At 35.6% G+C, this 18770-nt stretch carries 17 protein-coding genes; 8 read left to right on the top strand and 9 right to left on the bottom strand.

Translation table 11 applies throughout. The features are described from left to right. Window positions 1-137 precede the first annotated feature (137 nt). Complete coding sequence (locus tag AAC069_RS10710) at window positions 138-374, bottom strand: hypothetical protein (protein ID WP_339920461.1); 237 nt, start codon at window positions 372-374, stop codon at window positions 138-140. A 107-nt stretch (window positions 375-481) separates the two neighbouring features. Then, window positions 482-1681, bottom strand: coding sequence for a THUMP domain-containing protein (locus AAC069_RS10705; protein WP_339920460.1), 1200 nt, complete (start codon window positions 1679-1681; stop codon window positions 482-484). Between the two features lie 162 nt (window positions 1682-1843). Here AAC069_RS10705 and AAC069_RS10700 point away from each other — a divergent pair, with 162 nt between their 5' ends. From AAC069_RS10700 to AAC069_RS10665, 8 genes are all read left to right on the top strand, one after another. Next, the gene (locus tag AAC069_RS10700; RefSeq protein ID WP_339920459.1) at window positions 1844-2608 is read left to right on the top strand and encodes a class I SAM-dependent methyltransferase; all 765 of its coding nucleotides are present in this window, start codon (window positions 1844-1846) and stop codon (window positions 2606-2608) included. Between the two features lie 88 nt (window positions 2609-2696). Further along, on the top strand, window positions 2697-3365 hold the full coding sequence (locus AAC069_RS10695; RefSeq protein WP_091087651.1) for a ZIP family metal transporter: 669 nt from the start codon (window positions 2697-2699) through the stop codon (window positions 3363-3365). Between the two features lie 225 nt (window positions 3366-3590). Beyond that, window positions 3591-4409, top strand: coding sequence for an N-acetylmuramic acid 6-phosphate etherase (gene murQ / locus AAC069_RS10690; RefSeq protein WP_339920458.1), 819 nt, complete (start codon window positions 3591-3593; stop codon window positions 4407-4409). A gap of 54 nt (window positions 4410-4463) precedes the next feature. Then, window positions 4464-4685 (top strand): DUF6095 family protein, encoded by a 222-nt coding sequence (locus tag AAC069_RS10685; protein ID WP_339920457.1) that lies wholly within the window; start codon window positions 4464-4466, stop codon window positions 4683-4685. Continuing rightward, on the top strand, window positions 4685-5257 hold the full coding sequence (locus AAC069_RS10680; RefSeq protein WP_339920456.1) for a pentapeptide repeat-containing protein: 573 nt from the start codon (window positions 4685-4687) through the stop codon (window positions 5255-5257). The genes AAC069_RS10685 and AAC069_RS10680 overlap by 1 nt, the downstream gene beginning before the upstream one ends. A gap of 2 nt (window positions 5258-5259) precedes the next feature. Continuing rightward, window positions 5260-5835 (top strand): DUF1572 family protein, encoded by a 576-nt coding sequence (locus tag AAC069_RS10675; protein WP_339920455.1) that lies wholly within the window; start codon window positions 5260-5262, stop codon window positions 5833-5835. Between the two features lie 32 nt (window positions 5836-5867). After that, window positions 5868-6242: a DNA topoisomerase IV gene (locus tag AAC069_RS10670; RefSeq protein WP_339920454.1), complete on the top strand. Its 375-nt coding sequence runs from the start codon at window positions 5868-5870 to the stop codon at window positions 6240-6242. Window positions 6243-6288: 46 nt separating this feature from the next. Then, window positions 6289-7059 carry a TerC family protein gene (locus AAC069_RS10665; protein WP_339920453.1) on the top strand — a complete coding sequence of 257 codons (771 nt, stop codon included), beginning with the start codon at window positions 6289-6291 and terminating at the stop codon, window positions 7057-7059. Window positions 7060-7113: 54 nt separating this feature from the next. Here AAC069_RS10665 and AAC069_RS10660 read toward each other — a convergent pair whose 3' ends face one another. From AAC069_RS10660 to AAC069_RS10630, 7 genes are all read right to left on the bottom strand, one after another. Next, a complete protein-coding gene (locus tag AAC069_RS10660) occupies window positions 7114-9750 on the bottom strand; it encodes a DNA gyrase/topoisomerase IV subunit A (RefSeq protein WP_339920452.1) in 2637 nt (878 codons plus the stop codon). 52 nt (window positions 9751-9802) lie between these two features. Further along, window positions 9803-11665 (bottom strand): DNA topoisomerase IV subunit B, encoded by a 1863-nt coding sequence (locus AAC069_RS10655; protein ID WP_339920451.1) that lies wholly within the window; start codon window positions 11663-11665, stop codon window positions 9803-9805. Window positions 11666-11802: 137 nt separating this feature from the next. Further along, the gene (locus AAC069_RS10650; RefSeq protein WP_339920450.1) at window positions 11803-12330 is read right to left on the bottom strand and encodes an NAD(P)H-dependent oxidoreductase; all 528 of its coding nucleotides are present in this window, start codon (window positions 12328-12330) and stop codon (window positions 11803-11805) included. 332 nt (window positions 12331-12662) lie between these two features. Further along, the gene (locus AAC069_RS10645) at window positions 12663-14867 is read right to left on the bottom strand and encodes a penicillin acylase family protein (protein ID WP_339920449.1); all 2205 of its coding nucleotides are present in this window, start codon (window positions 14865-14867) and stop codon (window positions 12663-12665) included. A gap of 118 nt (window positions 14868-14985) precedes the next feature. Continuing rightward, window positions 14986-15417, bottom strand: a complete 432-nt coding sequence (locus AAC069_RS10640) for a thioesterase family protein (protein WP_339920448.1) — start codon at window positions 15415-15417, stop codon at window positions 14986-14988. Beyond that, complete coding sequence (locus AAC069_RS10635) at window positions 15414-16589, bottom strand: acyl-CoA dehydrogenase family protein (RefSeq protein WP_339920447.1); 1176 nt, start codon at window positions 16587-16589, stop codon at window positions 15414-15416. The genes AAC069_RS10640 and AAC069_RS10635 overlap by 4 nt, the downstream gene beginning before the upstream one ends. Before the next feature lie 27 nt (window positions 16590-16616). Next, window positions 16617-18764 (bottom strand): 3-hydroxyacyl-CoA dehydrogenase NAD-binding domain-containing protein, encoded by a 2148-nt coding sequence (locus AAC069_RS10630; protein WP_339920446.1) that lies wholly within the window; start codon window positions 18762-18764, stop codon window positions 16617-16619. Window positions 18765-18770: the final 6 nt, after the last annotated feature.

Raw genomic sequence — 18770 nt, 5'->3', positions numbered from 1 at the left:
CTTGCGTGTTTAAAGTCGTTTATTTTGACAGAGACTCCATAGAATTACGCTATGATTCAAAATAATAAACCGCAGCTTCACGATTCTAATAATCAGTGAAACTGCGGTTCTTTTTTGATGTGTTTTTGGGATAAACGTTATCCTATTTCTTTTACTCCTTTTGTAAAAATCCATTTCATATACAGCTTCTCACCATCTTGGGTTTTAACAGCTTGGAATTTTGGAGACAAAAGTGTTCCCACAACGAAAGCAGTCAAAGGAATCCAAAAATCGGTCAATCCAGTATAACGCTCAACTAAGTAACGTGCTGAGATGAATAATATGGCAAAACAGCCTAATTGGTATAAAAATGCTCTTACTTGTAATTTACTCATTGTATTTTTTTTTTTCGTTTAAAGTTTAAGGTTTTAAAAAGTTTAAAGTTGGAAAATATTTACGAACTACTCATTTTTACTATCCCTCTTTCTATTCTCTCTATTCTTTATTCTTCACTCTCTTTTTTCGCTATTTCACTCTCCCCTTCAGTCACCTGAAATTTTGTTCTCTTACTTCCTTCATACATTTCGTATTTAACTAATCTCGCTTCAATACTAGCGTTGAAAAGTTTGATTTTTCTCGAAGGTTTTAGTCCCACAAATTTCAATGCGTCCAGATTTCCTGTGATAAACCAAGCATTAGTTCCAGGATAGTTTTTCTTTAAAGTATCACCAATATTTTTATAGAATTCTTCCATGTGAATATCCAATCGCTCATCATAAGGAGGATTAAATACCATGTGCAATTTCCCTTGTGTCGTTTTCTCAGTATCAAAGAAATTTTTCTCTTCAATAGTGATGTACTCGTCTAAATTGGCATTCTTAATATTGTCTTTGGCTTTGCTAACTGCTGATGGAGCTTTGTCAAAACCTTTTATAGTGTAATGAAATTCTCTTACTCTTTTCAATAAACTGTCTGTGATATTGTCAAACAAATCATTGTCCCAGTCATGCCATTTTTCGAAAGCAAATTCTTTTCGGTTAATGTTTGCAGGAATATTACAAGCAATCATCGCAGCCTCAGCCAAGAATGTCCCTGAACCGCACATTGGGTCTAAGAAATCGCCTTGTCCGTCCCAACCTGAAAGCAATAAAACACCTGCTGCCAATACTTCATTTATAGGAGCAATATTAGTTGCTGTTCTATATCCACGTTGATGCAACGAGTTTCCAGAAGTGTCTAATGCAACCGAAACTTGGTCTTTGTCGATATGAATGTTGATTCTTAAATCTGGGTGTATTTTATCGATACTTGGACGTTGTCCCGTTCTTTCTCTAAATTGATCTACAATCGCATCCTTACATTTTTGAGATACAAATTCAGAGTGATTAAAGTTATCTGAATGCACAGTCGCATCAATCACAAAAGTTTGATTGGCACTAATATATCTTGACCAGTTTACACCAGAAATTCCTTTATATAAAGCTTGTTCATTGTTTGCCTTAAAAAAATAAATAGGCTTCAAAATTTTTAAAGCGGTACGTAATGACAAATTCGCTTTGTACATAAACCCCTTATCCCCTTTAAAACTAACCATTCTTACTCCCTGTTCCACGTCTTGTGCGCCCAACATTTGTAATTCCTTTGCTAATATTTCCTCAAAACCAAAAAAGGTTTTGGCAACCATCTTAAAATTATTTTCCATTTGTGTGTATCAATTAAAACAGACCTTTTTCTGCTTTATGTTTAATCCGTGATCGAAATTAAAGGTTTCTCAACGAGAATCTCTGTGTATCTGCACGGTTTCGTTATTTTTCAGCAAAAATACACTAAATTTGCCGGACTTGAATTAATTGAAAAAGAATAAATGTCTGAAGAACAAAAACCAGCGAATATAAATCCAGAACAACCAACAGAAACTTGGTTCAGTTCTTGGTTCGATACACCTTACTATCACATCCTTTACAAAGAGCGAAACAATAGCGAAGCGCAGCTTTTTATGGATAACATAACGAATTACCTTAATCTTCCTGAAAAAGCTAAAGTACTTGACTTGGCTTGTGGTAAAGGCCGCCATTCAATCTACTTGAACGAATTGGGATTTGATGTTTTGGGTGCTGATTTATCTGAGAACAGTATAGCCGAAGCAAGTAAAAACACAAATGACACTTTGCATTTTAAAGTGCACGACATGCGAGAGCCTTTTGAAGAAAAGTACGATGCCATTTTTAATTTGTTTACCAGTTTTGGTTATTTCGAAAATGACGAAGACAATCTTACAACGCTAATTGCAATCAAAGAAAGTTTGTCTGAATATGGTTTTGCCGTGATTGATTTCATGAATGTAAACCAAGTGCTAAACACCCTTGTTCCAGAAGAAACAAAAACGGTCGAAGGAATTGACTTTCACTTGAAGCGCTATTTAAAAGACGGACATATTTATAAAGAAATTGACTTTGAAGACAAAGGACAAAAATTTCATTACACCGAAAAAGTAAAAGCCTTAACACTACAAGACTTTGAAACGTTAATGGAAGAAGCCGGAATCTATCTTTTAGACACTTTTGGAGACTATAAATTGAAAAAGTTCTATAGGAATGAAAGCGAGAGATTAATAATGATTTTTAAATAATCTATTCGGCAATTCGTTAATTTGTGTAATCGCCCGCTAAAAAGGGATGATTCAGCAGTTCAGCAAAACAACAATTCAACAAATAAGTATGAATTACCTTTTACCTTTACTCTCAGTACTACTAGGATATGGGATAGCCTTGTTTTTAAAACCTAAAAACAAAACCAACCTAAAGTTACTATTGGCTTTTAGTGGGGCTTTTCTATTGTCTCTGACTGTGATGCACCTGTTGCCGGATGTTTATGAAAGTAAAAATCCTAATATAGGAATCTGCATAATGCTTGGAATTCTATTCCAAATTATACTTGAATTTTTCTCAAAAGGTGCAGAACATGGGCATACACATGGTCACGTAAACATGTCTCACATTCCGTGGTTGCTTTTCATCAGTCTATGCATACATGCTTTTCTGGAAGGATTTCCGGTAAGCCATCACCATGATTTAGCGGTTGGTATTGCCATTCACCATTTACCGATAGCAATTATCCTAACCACTTTTTTTATTAATTCGCATCTGAATAAAAAAGCGATTTTTGGCTTTATGATTACCTTTGCATTAATGACTCCGTTAGGGACATTAGCATCTGATTTTTTACCGATACTGAATCTCTATTACACTGAAATCACAGCCGTTGTAATCGGAATATTATTTCATATTTCCTCCACTATCATTTTTGAAAGCAGTGAAGGACACAAATTCAATATTGCCAAAGTTTCCATGATAGTTTTAGGAATTGCATTGGCATATTTTTTATAAATTTACAATTTGGGCGTGACCACAAGGGTCGGGCTATGCGTTACAATCTTTTATGTTTCGTTAGCGCTACATAAAAAAGGATTTCCGCTGCATACGAAGTTCACCGAACTCCGATAAAAAACAAAATAAAAGTGAGGTAATCCCTCACGCACGACAAGGACAACTCGTGAGTTATTCAAAAAACAGTTTAGAGTTACGCATACAAAATTTGAATATTTAAGAAAAATGACATTTACAAAAACTACTGAACAATCCTCAAAATACGAACATCTGGAAAAAATGTCCGTACAAGAACTGCTTGCTAATATCAATCAGGAGGACAAAACCGTTCCTTATGCAGTTGAAAAAGCACTTCCCCAAATTGAAACTTTAGTGACCCAAATTGTAGCTAAAATGAAATTGGGTGGAAGATTGTTCTACATTGGCGCCGGAACTTCCGGACGATTAGGGATTGTGGATGCATCAGAATGCCCACCAACTTTTGGTGTACCCTTTGACTTGGTAAATGGAATTATTGCTGGTGGAGATATGGCAATACGCAGAGCAGTTGAAAATGCAGAAGACAACGCCACTCAAGCTTGGAAAGATTTGCAAGAACAAAATATAAATGAGAATGATGTCGTGATAGGAATTGCAGCATCAGGAACAACACCGTACGTTATTGGCGGTTTGCAATCTTGCAATGAAAACAATATTATTACAGGTAGCATTTCATGCAATGCAGGAAGTCCACTTTCTCAAACGGCACAGTTTCCTATTGACGTTGTGGTAGGACCGGAATTTGTAACCGGAAGCTCTAGAATGAAGGCAGGAACGGCGCAAAAATTAGTGTTAAACATGATTTCGACCGCTACAATGATCCAACTAGGGAAAGTAAAAGGCAACAAAATGGTCGATATGCAATTAAGCAACACCAAGCTCGTTGATCGCGGTACCAAAATGATTATGGGAGAAATTCCAGTTACTTATGAAGAAGCAGCTGCCTTATTGAAAGAACACGGAAGTGTTAGGAAGGCCGTCGAGTTTTATAATACTAAACAGTAAACAGTTTTCAGTTTACAAAACAACTTGAAACTTTAAACCTGAAACAAAAAAATAATGGCAACCAATAAAGAACTTTTATCCAAAGGAATTAAATACTTAACTGGCGCTTTGCCTCTGTTATTTATAGGTCCGTCAATTATTTACAATGCATTCATCAACAAGCAAAACGTGTGGCATTATCTAGTTCTAGCGATCGGTATTGCTGCCTGCCTGGGAGCCATGTATTTAATGTATTTAGGATTAAAAACAATTATGAAAGGCATATTTAACGACTAATGGAAGACTTAATTCACATTCAAAAAACATTTGAAAAAATAGTTTTTATAGACAAGAAAGTCAGCAATCGCGAATTTGAAGATTGCGTCTTTAAAAATTGTGATTTATCTAATAGTGATTTTTCAAATAACACCTTCATGGATTGTGAGTTTATCGATTGTAATCTTTCAATGACTAGTTTAATAGGAACCAGTTTAAAAACAGTCCATTTTACCAATTGCAAATTACTGGGAATTCAATTTAACAACTGTACTGATTTTCTATTTACGGTGAGTTTTCAAGATTGTACTTTGGATTATTCGTCTTTTGCCAATAAGAAAATGCCAAAGACAAAATTCAATAACTGTTCGATGAAAGAAGTTAGTTTTATAGGAAGCACACTTTCTAATTCGGTTTTTGAAAATTGCAATTTAGACAACGCCATTTTTAATGACACCCAATTGAAGGAAGTTAATTTCCTAACGGCTTACAATTACAAAATTGATCCAGAATTCAATCCTATGAAAAAAGCTAAGTTTTCCACACAAGGAATCTCAGGGCTTTTGGAAAAATATGATATTAAAATTCAGTAATTATGGAAGCGAACACCTTATATCTCGAAAGTGTAAAAAAACAATTTTTATATTACAAAACATTGGGAGAAAAAGCAATGGAGCAACTCGAACCAGAGCTCCTTTTTGTGACGACAAATGAAGATACAAACAGTATTGCCACTATTGTAAAACACCTTTCAGGAAATATGCTTTCGCGTTGGACGGATTTTCTAACTACTGATGGAGAAAAAGAATGGAGAAATCGTGATAAAGAATTTGAAAATGATTTACAAACCAAAGAAGCTGTTTTAGATGCTTGGGATAAAGGTTGGAACCGTTTATTTACTACGTTGAATGAATTACAACCCGAGCAACTTTCGTCTATTATTTATATTAGAAATGAAGGACATAGCGTAATTGAAGCCATCAACAGACAACTGGCACATTATCCTTTTCATGTGGGACAAATGGTTTTTTATGCCAAACAAATTAAAAAAACAAATTGGGATACTTTATCCATTCCAAAAAATAATTCAAAAGAGTACAATTCGGAGAAATTTGCTCAGGAGAAAAGTATCAAGAACTTTACTGATGCCGAATTAAAAAGATTAAAATAATTCAGCAACTCACTATTTCAAAAAATATATTCATGAAAAAATTACTACTACTTCCCCTACTTCTACTATTTATTTCCTGCTATAACGTGGAACGCGATTGCAAAGCTTTTAAAACCGGTAAATTTAGTTTTGAATACGAAGTAGACGGTGTTAAAAAAACAACCGTTTTTGAACGTAATGATAGCCTGGAAATTGAAACATACGATGGAAAGACTGATACAGCATCGATTCGATGGATTAACGATTGCGAGTACATTTTGAAAAAATTGCACCCAAAAAACATGGCAGAGGAAAAGTCAATAGACATGAAAATTTTGACTACTTCAGGAAATACATATACCTTTGAATTTGGAATGGTAGGAGTACCTGGAAAACAAAAAGGAACTGTAACAAAGCTAGCCGACTAAACACGCCTAGTTGAACCTATTAATCACCAATTCATAATAAGACAAAATGGAAGTATTTTTAAATCCTGATGCTTGGATCGCCCTATTAACATTGACATTTCTGGAAATTGTCCTTGGAATAGACAACATCATTTTCATTTCGATTGCCACAGGTAAATTACCAGTAGAAAGTCGTAAAAAAGCAACTAAAATAGGGATGTTTCTTGCTATGTTCATGAGAATTGCCCTTTTATTTGGTATTAATTTATTGATTCAAATGAAAGCACCTTGGTTTACAATCGATCTAAGTTGGTTTTCAGCGGGAATCACGGGGCAAAGTGTCATATTACTACTTGGTGGTTTATTCCTTATTTATAAAAGCACTAGTGAAATCAGAGAAAAAGTGGATGAAAAAGGACATGAAGAAAAAGAATTAAGTAAAGCCGCAACAAAATCATTTCAAAATGTGCTTTTGCAAATTATTATGATTGACCTAGTTTTCTCTTTTGACAGTATTCTAACTGCAGTTGGTATGACTAATGGTGTAGAAGGTGCTTTATATATTATGATTACAGCGGTGGTAATTTCAGTTCTTATCATGATGCAGTTTGCTGTTCCAGTAGGTAGTTTTGTAAACAAACACCCTTCGATACAGATTCTGGGTTTATCCTTCTTAATTCTTATTGGTTTTATGTTGCTTACAGAAAGTGCTCACTTATCAAATGCACTAATTTTTGGTAGTCATGTAACTCCTGTCCCAAAAGGGTATTTGTATTTTGCGATCTCTTTCTCATTGATGGTAGAAGTCATCAATATGAAAGCCTCTAAAAAGAAATAAAATAGATTAGAACATAAAAAAAGCTCCATAAGGAGCTTTTTTTATATCTAAAAATTAAAACAAGTTGACTTGTCCGTCTTCATCGAGTTGAACATCAGTACCATCATCATTTGTGATTCTGCGTTCAGGAATAATTTCTTCAGGAACCTCATAAGGTAATGGGTCTAGCATATTCACCTGTTTAATCCTATCAGTCGTTAATTGGTTTCCTAATGCCTTGAACCCTTTTACCGCGATAAAGTCTTCAATATCGACTGTCATTGATTCTTTTTGAACTCCTTTTATCTTTGGAAAAACTAGTTCAACTACCGGACGGTAATCCGTTGATACAATCTCCAATTGTGAATTTGGATGCTCCGTTATAATAAGCTCTTCTTTATTTTCAGTTTCAACCAAGAAACGTTTGATATAATAGCGCTCTTTTTCACCATCATAATAAATGGCAGAAATTGGTTTTTTAGGAACCCATTTTTCTAATACAACCATATCCGAATCAAAATGAGTGGATAATTCAGGCGTAATTACTTTTAGTTTCCCCGATTGTTGAATAATCAAAATTTTATCATTAGGTCTGAATTCACCTAACAATTCTCCTCTTGCATCAACATTCAATCTTTGGACAGTATCATCATACCAAACTTTTCTTGGTAGTAAAGTCGATATTCCTTTTTCTTTAATTTCGATTTTCTTAATTGGATATTTGGACACTAAATTCCCTTTAGAACTACGACCTTTAATAGCCATTTTAGCGAAATCAATATCAAATTTCAATTTCTTGACACTTCCTATCTGACGTAATATAATCGTTATCACTTCGGCTTCTCCATTAGGATTACAAGTGAAATAAAGTATTTGAGATCCTTTAGTTCCATTTGCCAAATCATACAACTTGTCTCTGGTAACCGCTGAAACGTTAAATCTCTTTATATAAGAAGGACCGGATTTACCGTCACGATAAATCACATTATAAATGGTACGTTTGTCACTTTTGTCAAAAATGGCGACGTGAATAATATCTTTACCCACAAAGGTTTTGGCATCCACTTTAGTCACCATCATGCTTCCGTCACGTAGAAAAACAATGACATCGTCAATATCTGAACAATCCGTAACATACTCGTCTTTTTTCAAACTCGTTCCTACAAAGCCTTCTTCTCTATTAACGTATAGTTTAGTATTCCTTAAAATTACTTTTGTAGCTTCGATATCATCAAAAACACGAAGCTCTGTTTGACGTTCGCGACCTTTTCCGTATTTCTCTTTCAGCTTTATAAAATAAGCAATAGCAAAATCAATTAAATGCTCTAAGTCATGTTTTACTTGTTCGATATTTCCTTCTAAAGCTTCAATTTTATCTTGTGCCTTATTGCTATCAAATTTAGAGATACGCATGATTCGGATATCTAACAAACGTAGAATATCTTCTTCTGTTATAGCACGTTTTAAATGTTTAATGTGTGGTTTTAAACCATCATCAACTGCTTGTATAACATCTTCTCTCGTGGTTTTTTCCTCAATGTCACGGTAGATTTTGTTTTCGATAAATATTCGCTCCAAAGACAAGAAGTGCCATTGTTCTTCCAGTTCACTTAATTGAATTTCAAGTTCGCTTTTTAGTAATTGAACCGTTCTGTTAGTCGAAATTTTCAACATATCAGAAACACCTATAAACAAAGGTTTATTGTCTTCAATAACGCAACCTAGTGGCGCTACAGATGTTTCGCAAGCCGTGAAAGCAAATAAAGCATCTATTGTTTTATCTGGAGAAACTCCTGGAAAAAGATGAATTAAAATTTCAACTTCGGCAGCTGTATTGTCTTCAATCTTTTTGATTTTGATTTTTCCCTTATCATTGGCTTTCAAAATACTGTCGATCAAGGTAGTCGTATTTGTCGAAAACGGAATTTGGGTAATCACTAAGGTATTCTTGTCCAGTTGCGCAATTTTTGCACGCACACGCACACGGCCGCCTCGCAATCCATTATTGTAGTTAGAGATATCTGCGATACCCTGAGTCATGAAATCCGGATAAATAGTAAAAGGTTTCCCCTTCAATATTTTTACCGAAGCATCGATTAACTCATTAAAATTATGTGGTAATACTTTTGTCGAAAGTCCTACTGCAATACCTTCAGCACCTTGCGCTAAAAGCAATGGAAACTTAACGGGAAGATTGTTAGGTTCAGCTCTTCTTCCATCATACGACATTCCCCAATCAGTAATTTTAGGACTATAAATAACCTCCAAAGCAAACTTAGACAAACGAGCCTCAATATAACGAGAAGCTGCAGCTCCATCACCGGTCAGGATATTTCCCCAGTTTCCCTGGCAATCGATCAATAATTCTTTTTGCCCAATCTGTACCATCGCATCACCAATACTCTGATCCCCGTGAGGATGGTATTGCATAGTGTGACCCACTACGTTAGCGACTTTATTATAACGACCGTCATCTAACTCCTTTAGAGAGTGCATGATTCTACGTTGAACTGGTTTAAAACCATCTTCAATTGCAGGAACAGCACGTTCCAGAATTACATAGGAAGCATAATCCAGAAACCAATCCTTATACATTCCCGTAACTTTGGTAATAGTATCGTTCTCGTCTTCTCGATTATCATAAAAATGCTGTCCTTCAGGCTTTTTTGATTCTTGTTGCTCTTCTGGATTTATATTTTCTTCTTCGTCCATTTATTTTCTTTGAATTGTATAAGAAAAGCTCTTATCAACTTTATATTATTTTTTATACTGCGTCAATCACGTCTAATTCCACTTTCAAGTTCTTGATGATAAATTCTTGTCGGTCTGGCGTATTTTTCCCCATGTAGAAAGAAAGCAGTTGTTCAATCGAGGTGTTTTTATCCATCATAACGGGATCAAGACGAATCGTATCGCCAATAAAATTTTTAAACTCATCAGGAGATATCTCTCCCAAACCTTTAAATCGGGTAATTTCCGGTTTTGGTTTCAGTTTTTCAATGGCTGCTTTTCGCTCGTCCTCAGAATAGCAATAAATAGTTTCTTTCTTATTTCGAACCCTAAAAAGAGGTGTTTGTAAAATATACAAATGCCCTTCTTTTATCAATTCAGGAAAAAACTGTAGAAAAAAAGTAATTAACAATAAACGAATGTGCATTCCATCGACATCGGCATCCGTTGCGATCACAATATTGTTGTAACGCAGGTTTTCCATGTCATCTTCAATGTCTAATGCAGCCTGCAATAAATTGAATTCCTCATTTTCATAAACAATTTTCTTGCTCATGCCGTAGGAGTTCAATGGTTTTCCACGCAAACTAAAAACGGCCTGTGTATTCACATCACGAGATTTCGTAATCGAACCCGATGCAGAATCTCCCTCAGTAATAAAAAGCGTACTTTCTAGATTCCTCGGGTTTTTTGTATCAGTAAGATGTGCACGACAATCTCTTAATTTTTTATTGTGCAAATTTGATTTTTTAGCTCGGTCTTTGGCTAATTTTCGAATACCTGATAATTCTTTTCTTTCTCGTTCTGCTTGAAGAATTTTGCGTAATAAAGCATCGGCAGTCGCCGTATTTTTATGTAAGTAATTATCTAATTTAGTTTTAACAAAATCATTTACAAAAGTACGCACGGACGGCATCCCTGGTTCCGACCCAATATCAGTAGAACCTAACTTGGTTTTCGTCTGTGATTCAAATACTGGCTCCATCACTTTGATACTAACAGCACTCACAATCGATTTTCGCACATCTGAAGCTTCAAAACTTTTGTTGTAAAACTCACGAATGGTTTTTACAATTGCTTCACGATAAGCCGCAAGATGCGTTCCTCCTTGTGTGGTGTTCTGTCCGTTTACAAACGAATGGTATTCCTCGCTATATTGTGTTTTACTGTGTGTTAATGCGATTTCGATATCCTCTCCTTTCAAGTGAATGATAGGATATTCTAAATCATCTGCATGAATTGTTTCTTCCAATAAGTCTTTCAGCCCATTTTCAGAAAAATATTTTTCTCCGTTGAATACTATTGTTAGTCCATTATTTAGGTAACAATAATTCTTCAACATCTTAATTACATACTCATAGCGGTATTTGTAATTTTTGAAAATGGCTTCATCCGGAATAAAAGTCACCTTTGTTCCTTTTCTCTTCGTGGTATCAATAACATCTTCTTCCAGCATTAAATTCCCTGCTGAAAATTCGGCTGCCTTTTGTTTCTCATCACGAACGGATTCTACGCGAAAGTAATTAGATAAAGCATTTACTGCTTTTGTTCCTACTCCGTTCAAACCAACAGATTTCTTAAAAGCTAAGGAATCGTATTTCCCCCCTGTGTTCATCTTAGAAACTACGTCAATCACTTTTCCAAGAGGAATCCCACGACCGTAATCCCTAACGGTAACCGTTTTATCCTTGATAGTCACCTCGATAGTTTTACCGGCACCCATAACGAATTCATCGATACAGTTGTCCAGCACCTCTTTTAGAAGGATATAAATACCGTCATCAGGAGAAGAACCATCTCCCAATTTCCCAATATACATACCAGGACGCATACGGATGTGCTCTTTCCAATCGAGCGATCGGATATTATCTTCGGTATATTGATTTTGATCTGACATTTTAAATTTTGTGGATTTTGTGCTAATATAGGATATCTCAATATATTTTAAAAGAGTACGCCCTCAAAGTTATTAAGAATGATATTGACAATTGTTTTTACAAACAATTTCATACTTTAAAGAGAACAATTACAATTTTACATTTCGAAATTCCGCACAATTTCTTTGAGTTGGTTGTCTAATTCAGGATTAGTTATCTTCCCGTTTTCAACATCAAAATTACTATAAAAACTAGGGAGTGAGAATGCTGCTTTTATATTTCCTCCGTAATATGGAAACGCATTTTTAGCGATACCCAAAACATTTGCTGCTCCTTTTTTTCCATCTGAGGTGGACATTAGAAGCATTGGCTTTTCCTGAAAAACTTTTCCAGAAATGCGCGAACACCAATCAAAAATATTTTTAAAAGCCGCTGAATAGTTTCCGTTATTTTCAGCCATGGAAACCACTAAAACATCCGCAGTGCCAATTTTATCCAAAAACTTTTGCGCTAACGGATGTTCTCCAATATGCTCTTCAATATCCACACTGAATATTGGCATCTGGTACGCATTTAAATCAAGCACTTCAACTTCTCCGTTTTCAAATAAACCGGCAGCATATGTTGCTAATTTTTTATTGATGGAATTTCTACTGGGGCTTGCGCCAAAGGCTATAATTTTCATAGTTCTTTTATTTCCTTAAAAATACTAAAAAAAAATGGCTTATCAAATTTCAACATGCTGAATTGGCTGTTCTAAATTAGAAGAACAGGGCAGAATTTCGAATCTTGATGTTTTTACGAATGCTTTAATAATGAACTGTATGCTATGATGTACTAAAAGAAATTGGAAAATTATTCACACCACTAACTCAATCGAAAATCTAAAGGCTAAAACTAAAGCTGAGAAGAAAATTACTTAATCACGAATGGTATTTACAACTAGAACTATTTTACGATAAAAACCGCTTAGAAGAAGTTTCTCCCAAGCGGCTTTTTATTATTTTCTATTAGCTGTTATTCTCCGGGGTGGTAGTTTCGTTGCGCATTTTTCTCAACATCTTCTTTGTAGAAAAGTACATCTTTGAATGCGCCTTTCTGATACATTTCTGCTTGATCATTAAAATGTTTCGATTTAGGATCTCCACTATTTCCCCCCGCCAATAAAGACTTAGCTTTTATTTTATCTCCAAATTCTACAGCGCACACGAAACTATTTCCGCTGTAACCATACCTTTTCTTTGTGTTTTTTTGATAACTACTTTTATAAGCTGGTAGACAGCCCCAAAGTGAGGAAGAAGTGCCTATAGGCAAACTGGCAATGGTATCATCATAATCGAGATTTATATCTCCAGACAGTCTTTGAAAACGATTGATTTCGCCCCAAGGAATTCGCCATGTTCCAAATTTAGTTTTCAAATCCTTAACTACCAGTTGCAGTTGCGGTAGCAGTTCGTCCGGAGAAGCATTTTTTGCAAAATTTACTGTGTTTTCAACTTGGTCTAATTCACCTTCATTAATGTAAGTCTTCCTAATGATAGGGTCTAAGATAAATCCCCATTCGTTAGCCAAAGTTGTAGCTACCGAATTCTCGTTTGCATAGTAGTCCCATTTTTTTAAAACGGCTATCGGTTCCGCCAAGTCTGCATAAAGGGTAGTATCTGTTTTTATATTTTTTTCAAAACTAGAAACTAAGGCAGGAATTAGCACCTCAAAAATGGAGAGCTTCGTATCATATCCATCAGCAATTACTTTATCTAAAGTATATTTTTCGCCTTTACTCAATAAACGAACTGCATTTACTCCTCTAAAACTTTCTCCATCCGGTGCCATATAAGGTAAATAGTCCTTCTCTTTCGGACTTTCAGCACCAGCAGCTGAATAGGGTGTGGAATTGCAATTTTGCAGCCAACCACTAGAAGGGTTATAGGAATGAACCGTTTCCGACACTTCATGCAAACCTTTCCATTGTGTTGCTGATGTCGTTCCGTCAACAACTTTCGACCAGTTTAAGTTTTTATCTCTAAGAGGAATAAAGTTCCCATGCCAATAGGCAATATTCCCTTTATTATCAGCATAAACGGTATTATTTGAAGTGTTGGCTTTCAGGTCCATTGCTTTTTTATAGTCGTCAAATCCTTTCGATTTTGTCCTTACCCAGCTTTGAACAAGACTATTCATATTTCTATTACTTGATTTTAGGCTAATCCACTTTCCATCTCTTTCGGCCATTATCGGACCATGGTTGGTAAAGTACGTTTTGAATTCTTTCGCGATTAATTTTCCTTTTTGAAGGTATTTAATCGTAATTGTCTTTTCGATAACAGGTACCAATTTTGAATCGTATTCATAGAATAGTTTTTTATTCTTAGTTATTATTTTTTCTGTATACATATCTGCTACATCGACATTTGAAGAGGTATGCATCCATCCGCAGTTTTCATTAAATCCTTGATATATAAAAAATTGCCCCCAAGTTACAGCTCCATAAGCATTCAAACCTTCTTCACTGCTTATCTGTATTTCAGGTCTGAAATAAAAAGTCGTATGAGGATTGATGTAAAGAATAGCATTTCCTGAAGCGGTTTTGGCTGGAGCCAAAGCAAAGCCATTGGACCCCGTTTGCATGTCTTTTTCCCTTTCAATATAAGAAACCTTATCGCCATTACCGGAGTAAAAAGATTTCAGTTCGCCAGTGGTTAAATCTGCAGTACTTATGGCTCCAATACTTCCGTCTGTCCAAAGTAAAGGAAACCAAGGTTCAAAATGAGTCAATAAAGCAGGCTTTACTTCAGGGTGTTTATAAAGGTAAAAGTTGACTCCATCAGCATAGCCGTTTAATAGTTTTTTCAACCAAGGAGCTGCTTTTTTGTAATCGGCTTTTGCTTCATCTACATCAATGAGAAGACATATCTCCAAATCATTATATAAAACCGATGGCCCTTTGATTTCAGAAAGACGACCCAATTTTTCGATATAATTCATTTCAACACGCTTAAAATCATCTTCACATTGGGCATAAAGCATCCCAAAAACAGCATCAGCATCGGTTTTACCATAAACATGTGCAATACCCCATTTGTCCCTAATAATGGTAACTTCTTGTGCTAATTTTTGAAGTCTATTAATTTCTTTACTAGCTATATCTTGAGAAAATGATTGCAAAATACAGAAGAAGAATAAAAGCAGTAGTTGAGTCGTTTTTTTTGTAATAAGTGCCATTATATCTATGTTATTATTTCTGGTTAGTTAAGATTTACTTTTTTACTGAATTTTACGGTTCAAGTTAGCTATTCTATTCCTTATCAATTTATAAATTATTGTTAATCAATCTAATAAATTAAATGCTTTCTAAATTATTTATTTGAAGGACTAATTCTTTTGGGACTAGAATTTTACTTTGGGTTTTGAAATCAAATAAAATGACCTCATGTGTTTTTATCGCCACTAATTTCTGGCTTTTTTCACTGTAATAAAAAGATTTTAGGACGATTCTATCCTCTCTGATTTCTTCCGTTTTTGTTCCAGTATGGATGGTATCCGGATAGGTTACCGGAGCAATATATTTAACCGACTGGAATCCTAAAATAATACCAGTTTTCATTTTATCATCTTCCGATGAAAAGAATCCAAGCGCTCTAAAATAATCAATCCTGGCTGTTTCGCCCCATCGAACATATACCACATTATTTACGTGTTGCAACGCATCCATTTCTCCCCACTGCACTTCAAAAGTCGAAATAACAGGGTACTGTTTTAAAATATCTTTCATTTTTTCAATAGGTCTTTAAACAATCCGCGGGCGATCACTATTTTCATAATTTCATTCGTTCCTGCATAAATGCGGGCAACACGATTGTCAGCATACATACGAGCAATGGGGTAATCCCACATATATCCATAGCCTCCAAATAACTGTAAACATTCATCAACAACGCTACCGCACATATCAGTTGCCGAATATTTTATCATTGAAGCGGTTTCAGTCGTTAATTTGTGATCCACTAATAATTCAATACAGCGATCTAAAAAAGCCTGATGTATTTGCATTTGGGTGGTACATTCGACTAGTTTGAACTGGGTGTTTTGAAATCCCGCAATCTGAGTTTTAAAAGCCTCTCTTTCCGTCGTGTAAGCGATGGTATCTTCAATTGCTCCTTCGGCTGTTGCTACTGCAAAAATCCCTACTGTCAATCTTTCACGAGCCAATTCTTCCATCATAATTTTGAACCCCATTCTCTCCTCTCCCAGTCTGTTCTCTTTTGGTACTTTTACATTATCAAAAAATAACTCACAGGTGTCTTGAGATTTCATTCCTATTTTCTTAAAAGGAATTCCTTTACTGAAACCCTCCATCGATGATTCCATAATAAGTAAAGTAACTCCTTCCTGATCTGTATTGACATTTGTTTTTACCGCTACAATAGCCATGTCGCACATAAAACCATTGGTTATAAACGTTTTTTGCCCATTTACTATATAATGGTCTCCTTTATCTTCGGCCGTGGTTCTAAGTGCTTTCAAATCACTCCCACAATTAGGCTCAGTCATCCCTATGGCGGTAATCATTTCGCCTTTGGCCATTTGTGATAAATACTTCTGCTTTTGAGCCTCTGTTCCATATTTCAACAAATAAGGCGCTACGATATCAGAATGCAGTGAAAAACCGGGCCCACTAATTCCTTTTTTTGCAAATTCTTCGATGAATAAAGCGTTAAATGAAAAATCAAGTCCTCCGCCTCCGTACATTTCAGGCATATCGATGCACAATAATCCCAAATCCCCAGCTCGTTTCCATATTTCACGGCCTACCATCCCCTCTTTTTCCCAATCATCCAGCTTATCCATTATTTCATTCGAAATGAATTCCTGAATCATTCCTTGCATCATTTTATGTTCTTCTGATGCGTAGATCTTTCTTTCTATTAATATATTCTGTAACATATCTTTCAGTTTTTTAGTTAGTCAATTTTAGTTCTCGTAGAAAACTCGGCCTGTTTCTGCGCTTTTAATTCGTTCTTGTAAACTTTCGGGTATCTTAAATCGCTCTCCGTACTTCGCTTCTAATTTAGTGCTATACAAGGCAAATTCCTCGGCTCCTATATAATCAATGTACGACATCACTCCTCCAGTGTGTATTGGAAATCCTAATCCTAAAATCGAACCTACATCAGCATCTTTAGGTTCTTGAAGCACTCCGGAGTCTAAGCATTTATATGCATCGATAACCATAGCGAATAACAATCTTCTACCCACTTCCTCTTCATCATAACTGGCTTGAGGAGGATAAATTTTTGACCATTCTTTCCAAATTGATTTCTTCTCATTTATTGGATAATCATAAAAGCCTTTCCCTTCTTTTTTACCTGTTCGTCCATGAGTTTCAATGATAGAAACCAAAGTCTGCCGTAAATTAATTTCATGTGGCGTTAAATTGGGGTCTTCGCTCATTATAGCCAACATTAAGTTCAAATTAATCTCATCTGAAATCGCCAATGGACCTACTGGCATACCTATCTTTTTAGCCACATTTTCAATTACAGCAGGCGGAACCCCTTCGGTAAGCATCGCAATTCCTTCATTTATAAATTTACCAAAAACTCTTGAAGTAAAAAAGCCCCGACCGTCATTTACAATAATGGGAACTTTGCCAATCGCTGTTACATAATCTATGGCTGCTGCCAAAGTTCCTTCGCTTGTTTCTTTACCTACAATTACTTCTACTAACTGCATCTTTTCTACAGGTGAAAAGAAATGCAATCCAATAAACTTATTCGGTCTGACCGAGGCTTTCGCAAGTTGGCTTATGGGAATCGTTGAAGTATTCGAAGCATAAATTACCGACGCATCAATCACTTTTTCGGTTTCAATAGTAATCGTGTTTTTTAATTTTTCATTTTCGAAAACGGCTTCAATAATCAAATCACAAGACGCTAAATCAGCATCTGAATCCGAAGCTTTAATTTTTTGCAATAGTGCTTCTATTTTGGCTTCAGTTGTATATCCGTTTTGTAATTTTTTTTGCTCTTGGATCTTTATATAGTCTTTCCCACTTTCTGCTTTTGCTATGCTAACATCTTTCAGCACCACATCTATTCCTGCCTTTGCATTTACATAAGCAATCCCGGCTCCCATCATTCCAGCACCTATAACGCCTACTTTTTTGAAAGAAACTCGGTCATAGCCTTTCGGTTTTGATTTTCCTCTGGCGGCATCGTTTATAAAAATAAAAGAAGCGCGGATAATATTTTTGGTTTCTTTACTAAATAAGGTATCTACAAAATACCGGGCCTCAATTTCTAAAGCTTTATCAATGTGACAGGCTGCGCCATAATAAATCGCACTCAGTACATTTTTAATATGCGGTAAATTTCCATGGGTTGTTTTATAAGCCATCGCATTCGCAACACTGAAAAATTCAGTGACTCCCGAAATTTGTCCAACACCCAATGGAGTTCCGGGGACTTTAAATCTTTTGTTGTCCCAAGGTTGTTCGCTTGATCCCTTAGTAATAATCCAGTTTTTAGCCAGCATTACGATATCATCTTCAGGACTGCATATTACATCGACAAGACTGTCTTTCAAGGCTTGTTCTGCTGTTAGTTTTTTAGACTGTGTAATATATTGGATGGTTTTCTGTGACCCCAGCATTCTCAAAAAGCGTTGTGTCCCACCTGCTCCAGGGAATAACCCAACGGAACATTCGACCAATCCTATATAACTTTTTGGATGGCTACTCATGATTCGGTAATGGCAGGCTAATGCTATTTCGCATCCTCCCCCAAGTGCAAGACCGTTTATGGCAGCCACAACCGGTTTGCCACAAGTCTCCATTTTCCGTAAATAGGTATTGGTTTGCATGAGCATATCAAAACATTCTTCTTTTGATTTATCATAATTTAAAAACCATTTTAAGTCACCTCCGGCTATAAAATCTTTTTTAGCGGAAGCAATAACAATTCCTTTTACGATGTCATCTGCTATGGCTTGGTTTATAGTCGAAAAGAACTCGGCCATAGTTGCTTCATTCATGATGTTTACCGGAGAATCAGCAACATCCCAAGTAACAACTGCGATACCATCATTATCAATACTATATTTTATATGTTTATTAATCATAATCTA

The organism is uncultured Flavobacterium sp., assembly GCF_963974175.1.
Taxonomy (GTDB): domain Bacteria; phylum Bacteroidota; class Bacteroidia; order Flavobacteriales; family Flavobacteriaceae; genus Flavobacterium.
Note: the sequence above shows the minus strand (reverse complement) of the source record. Positions and strands in the feature narration are given on the sequence as shown.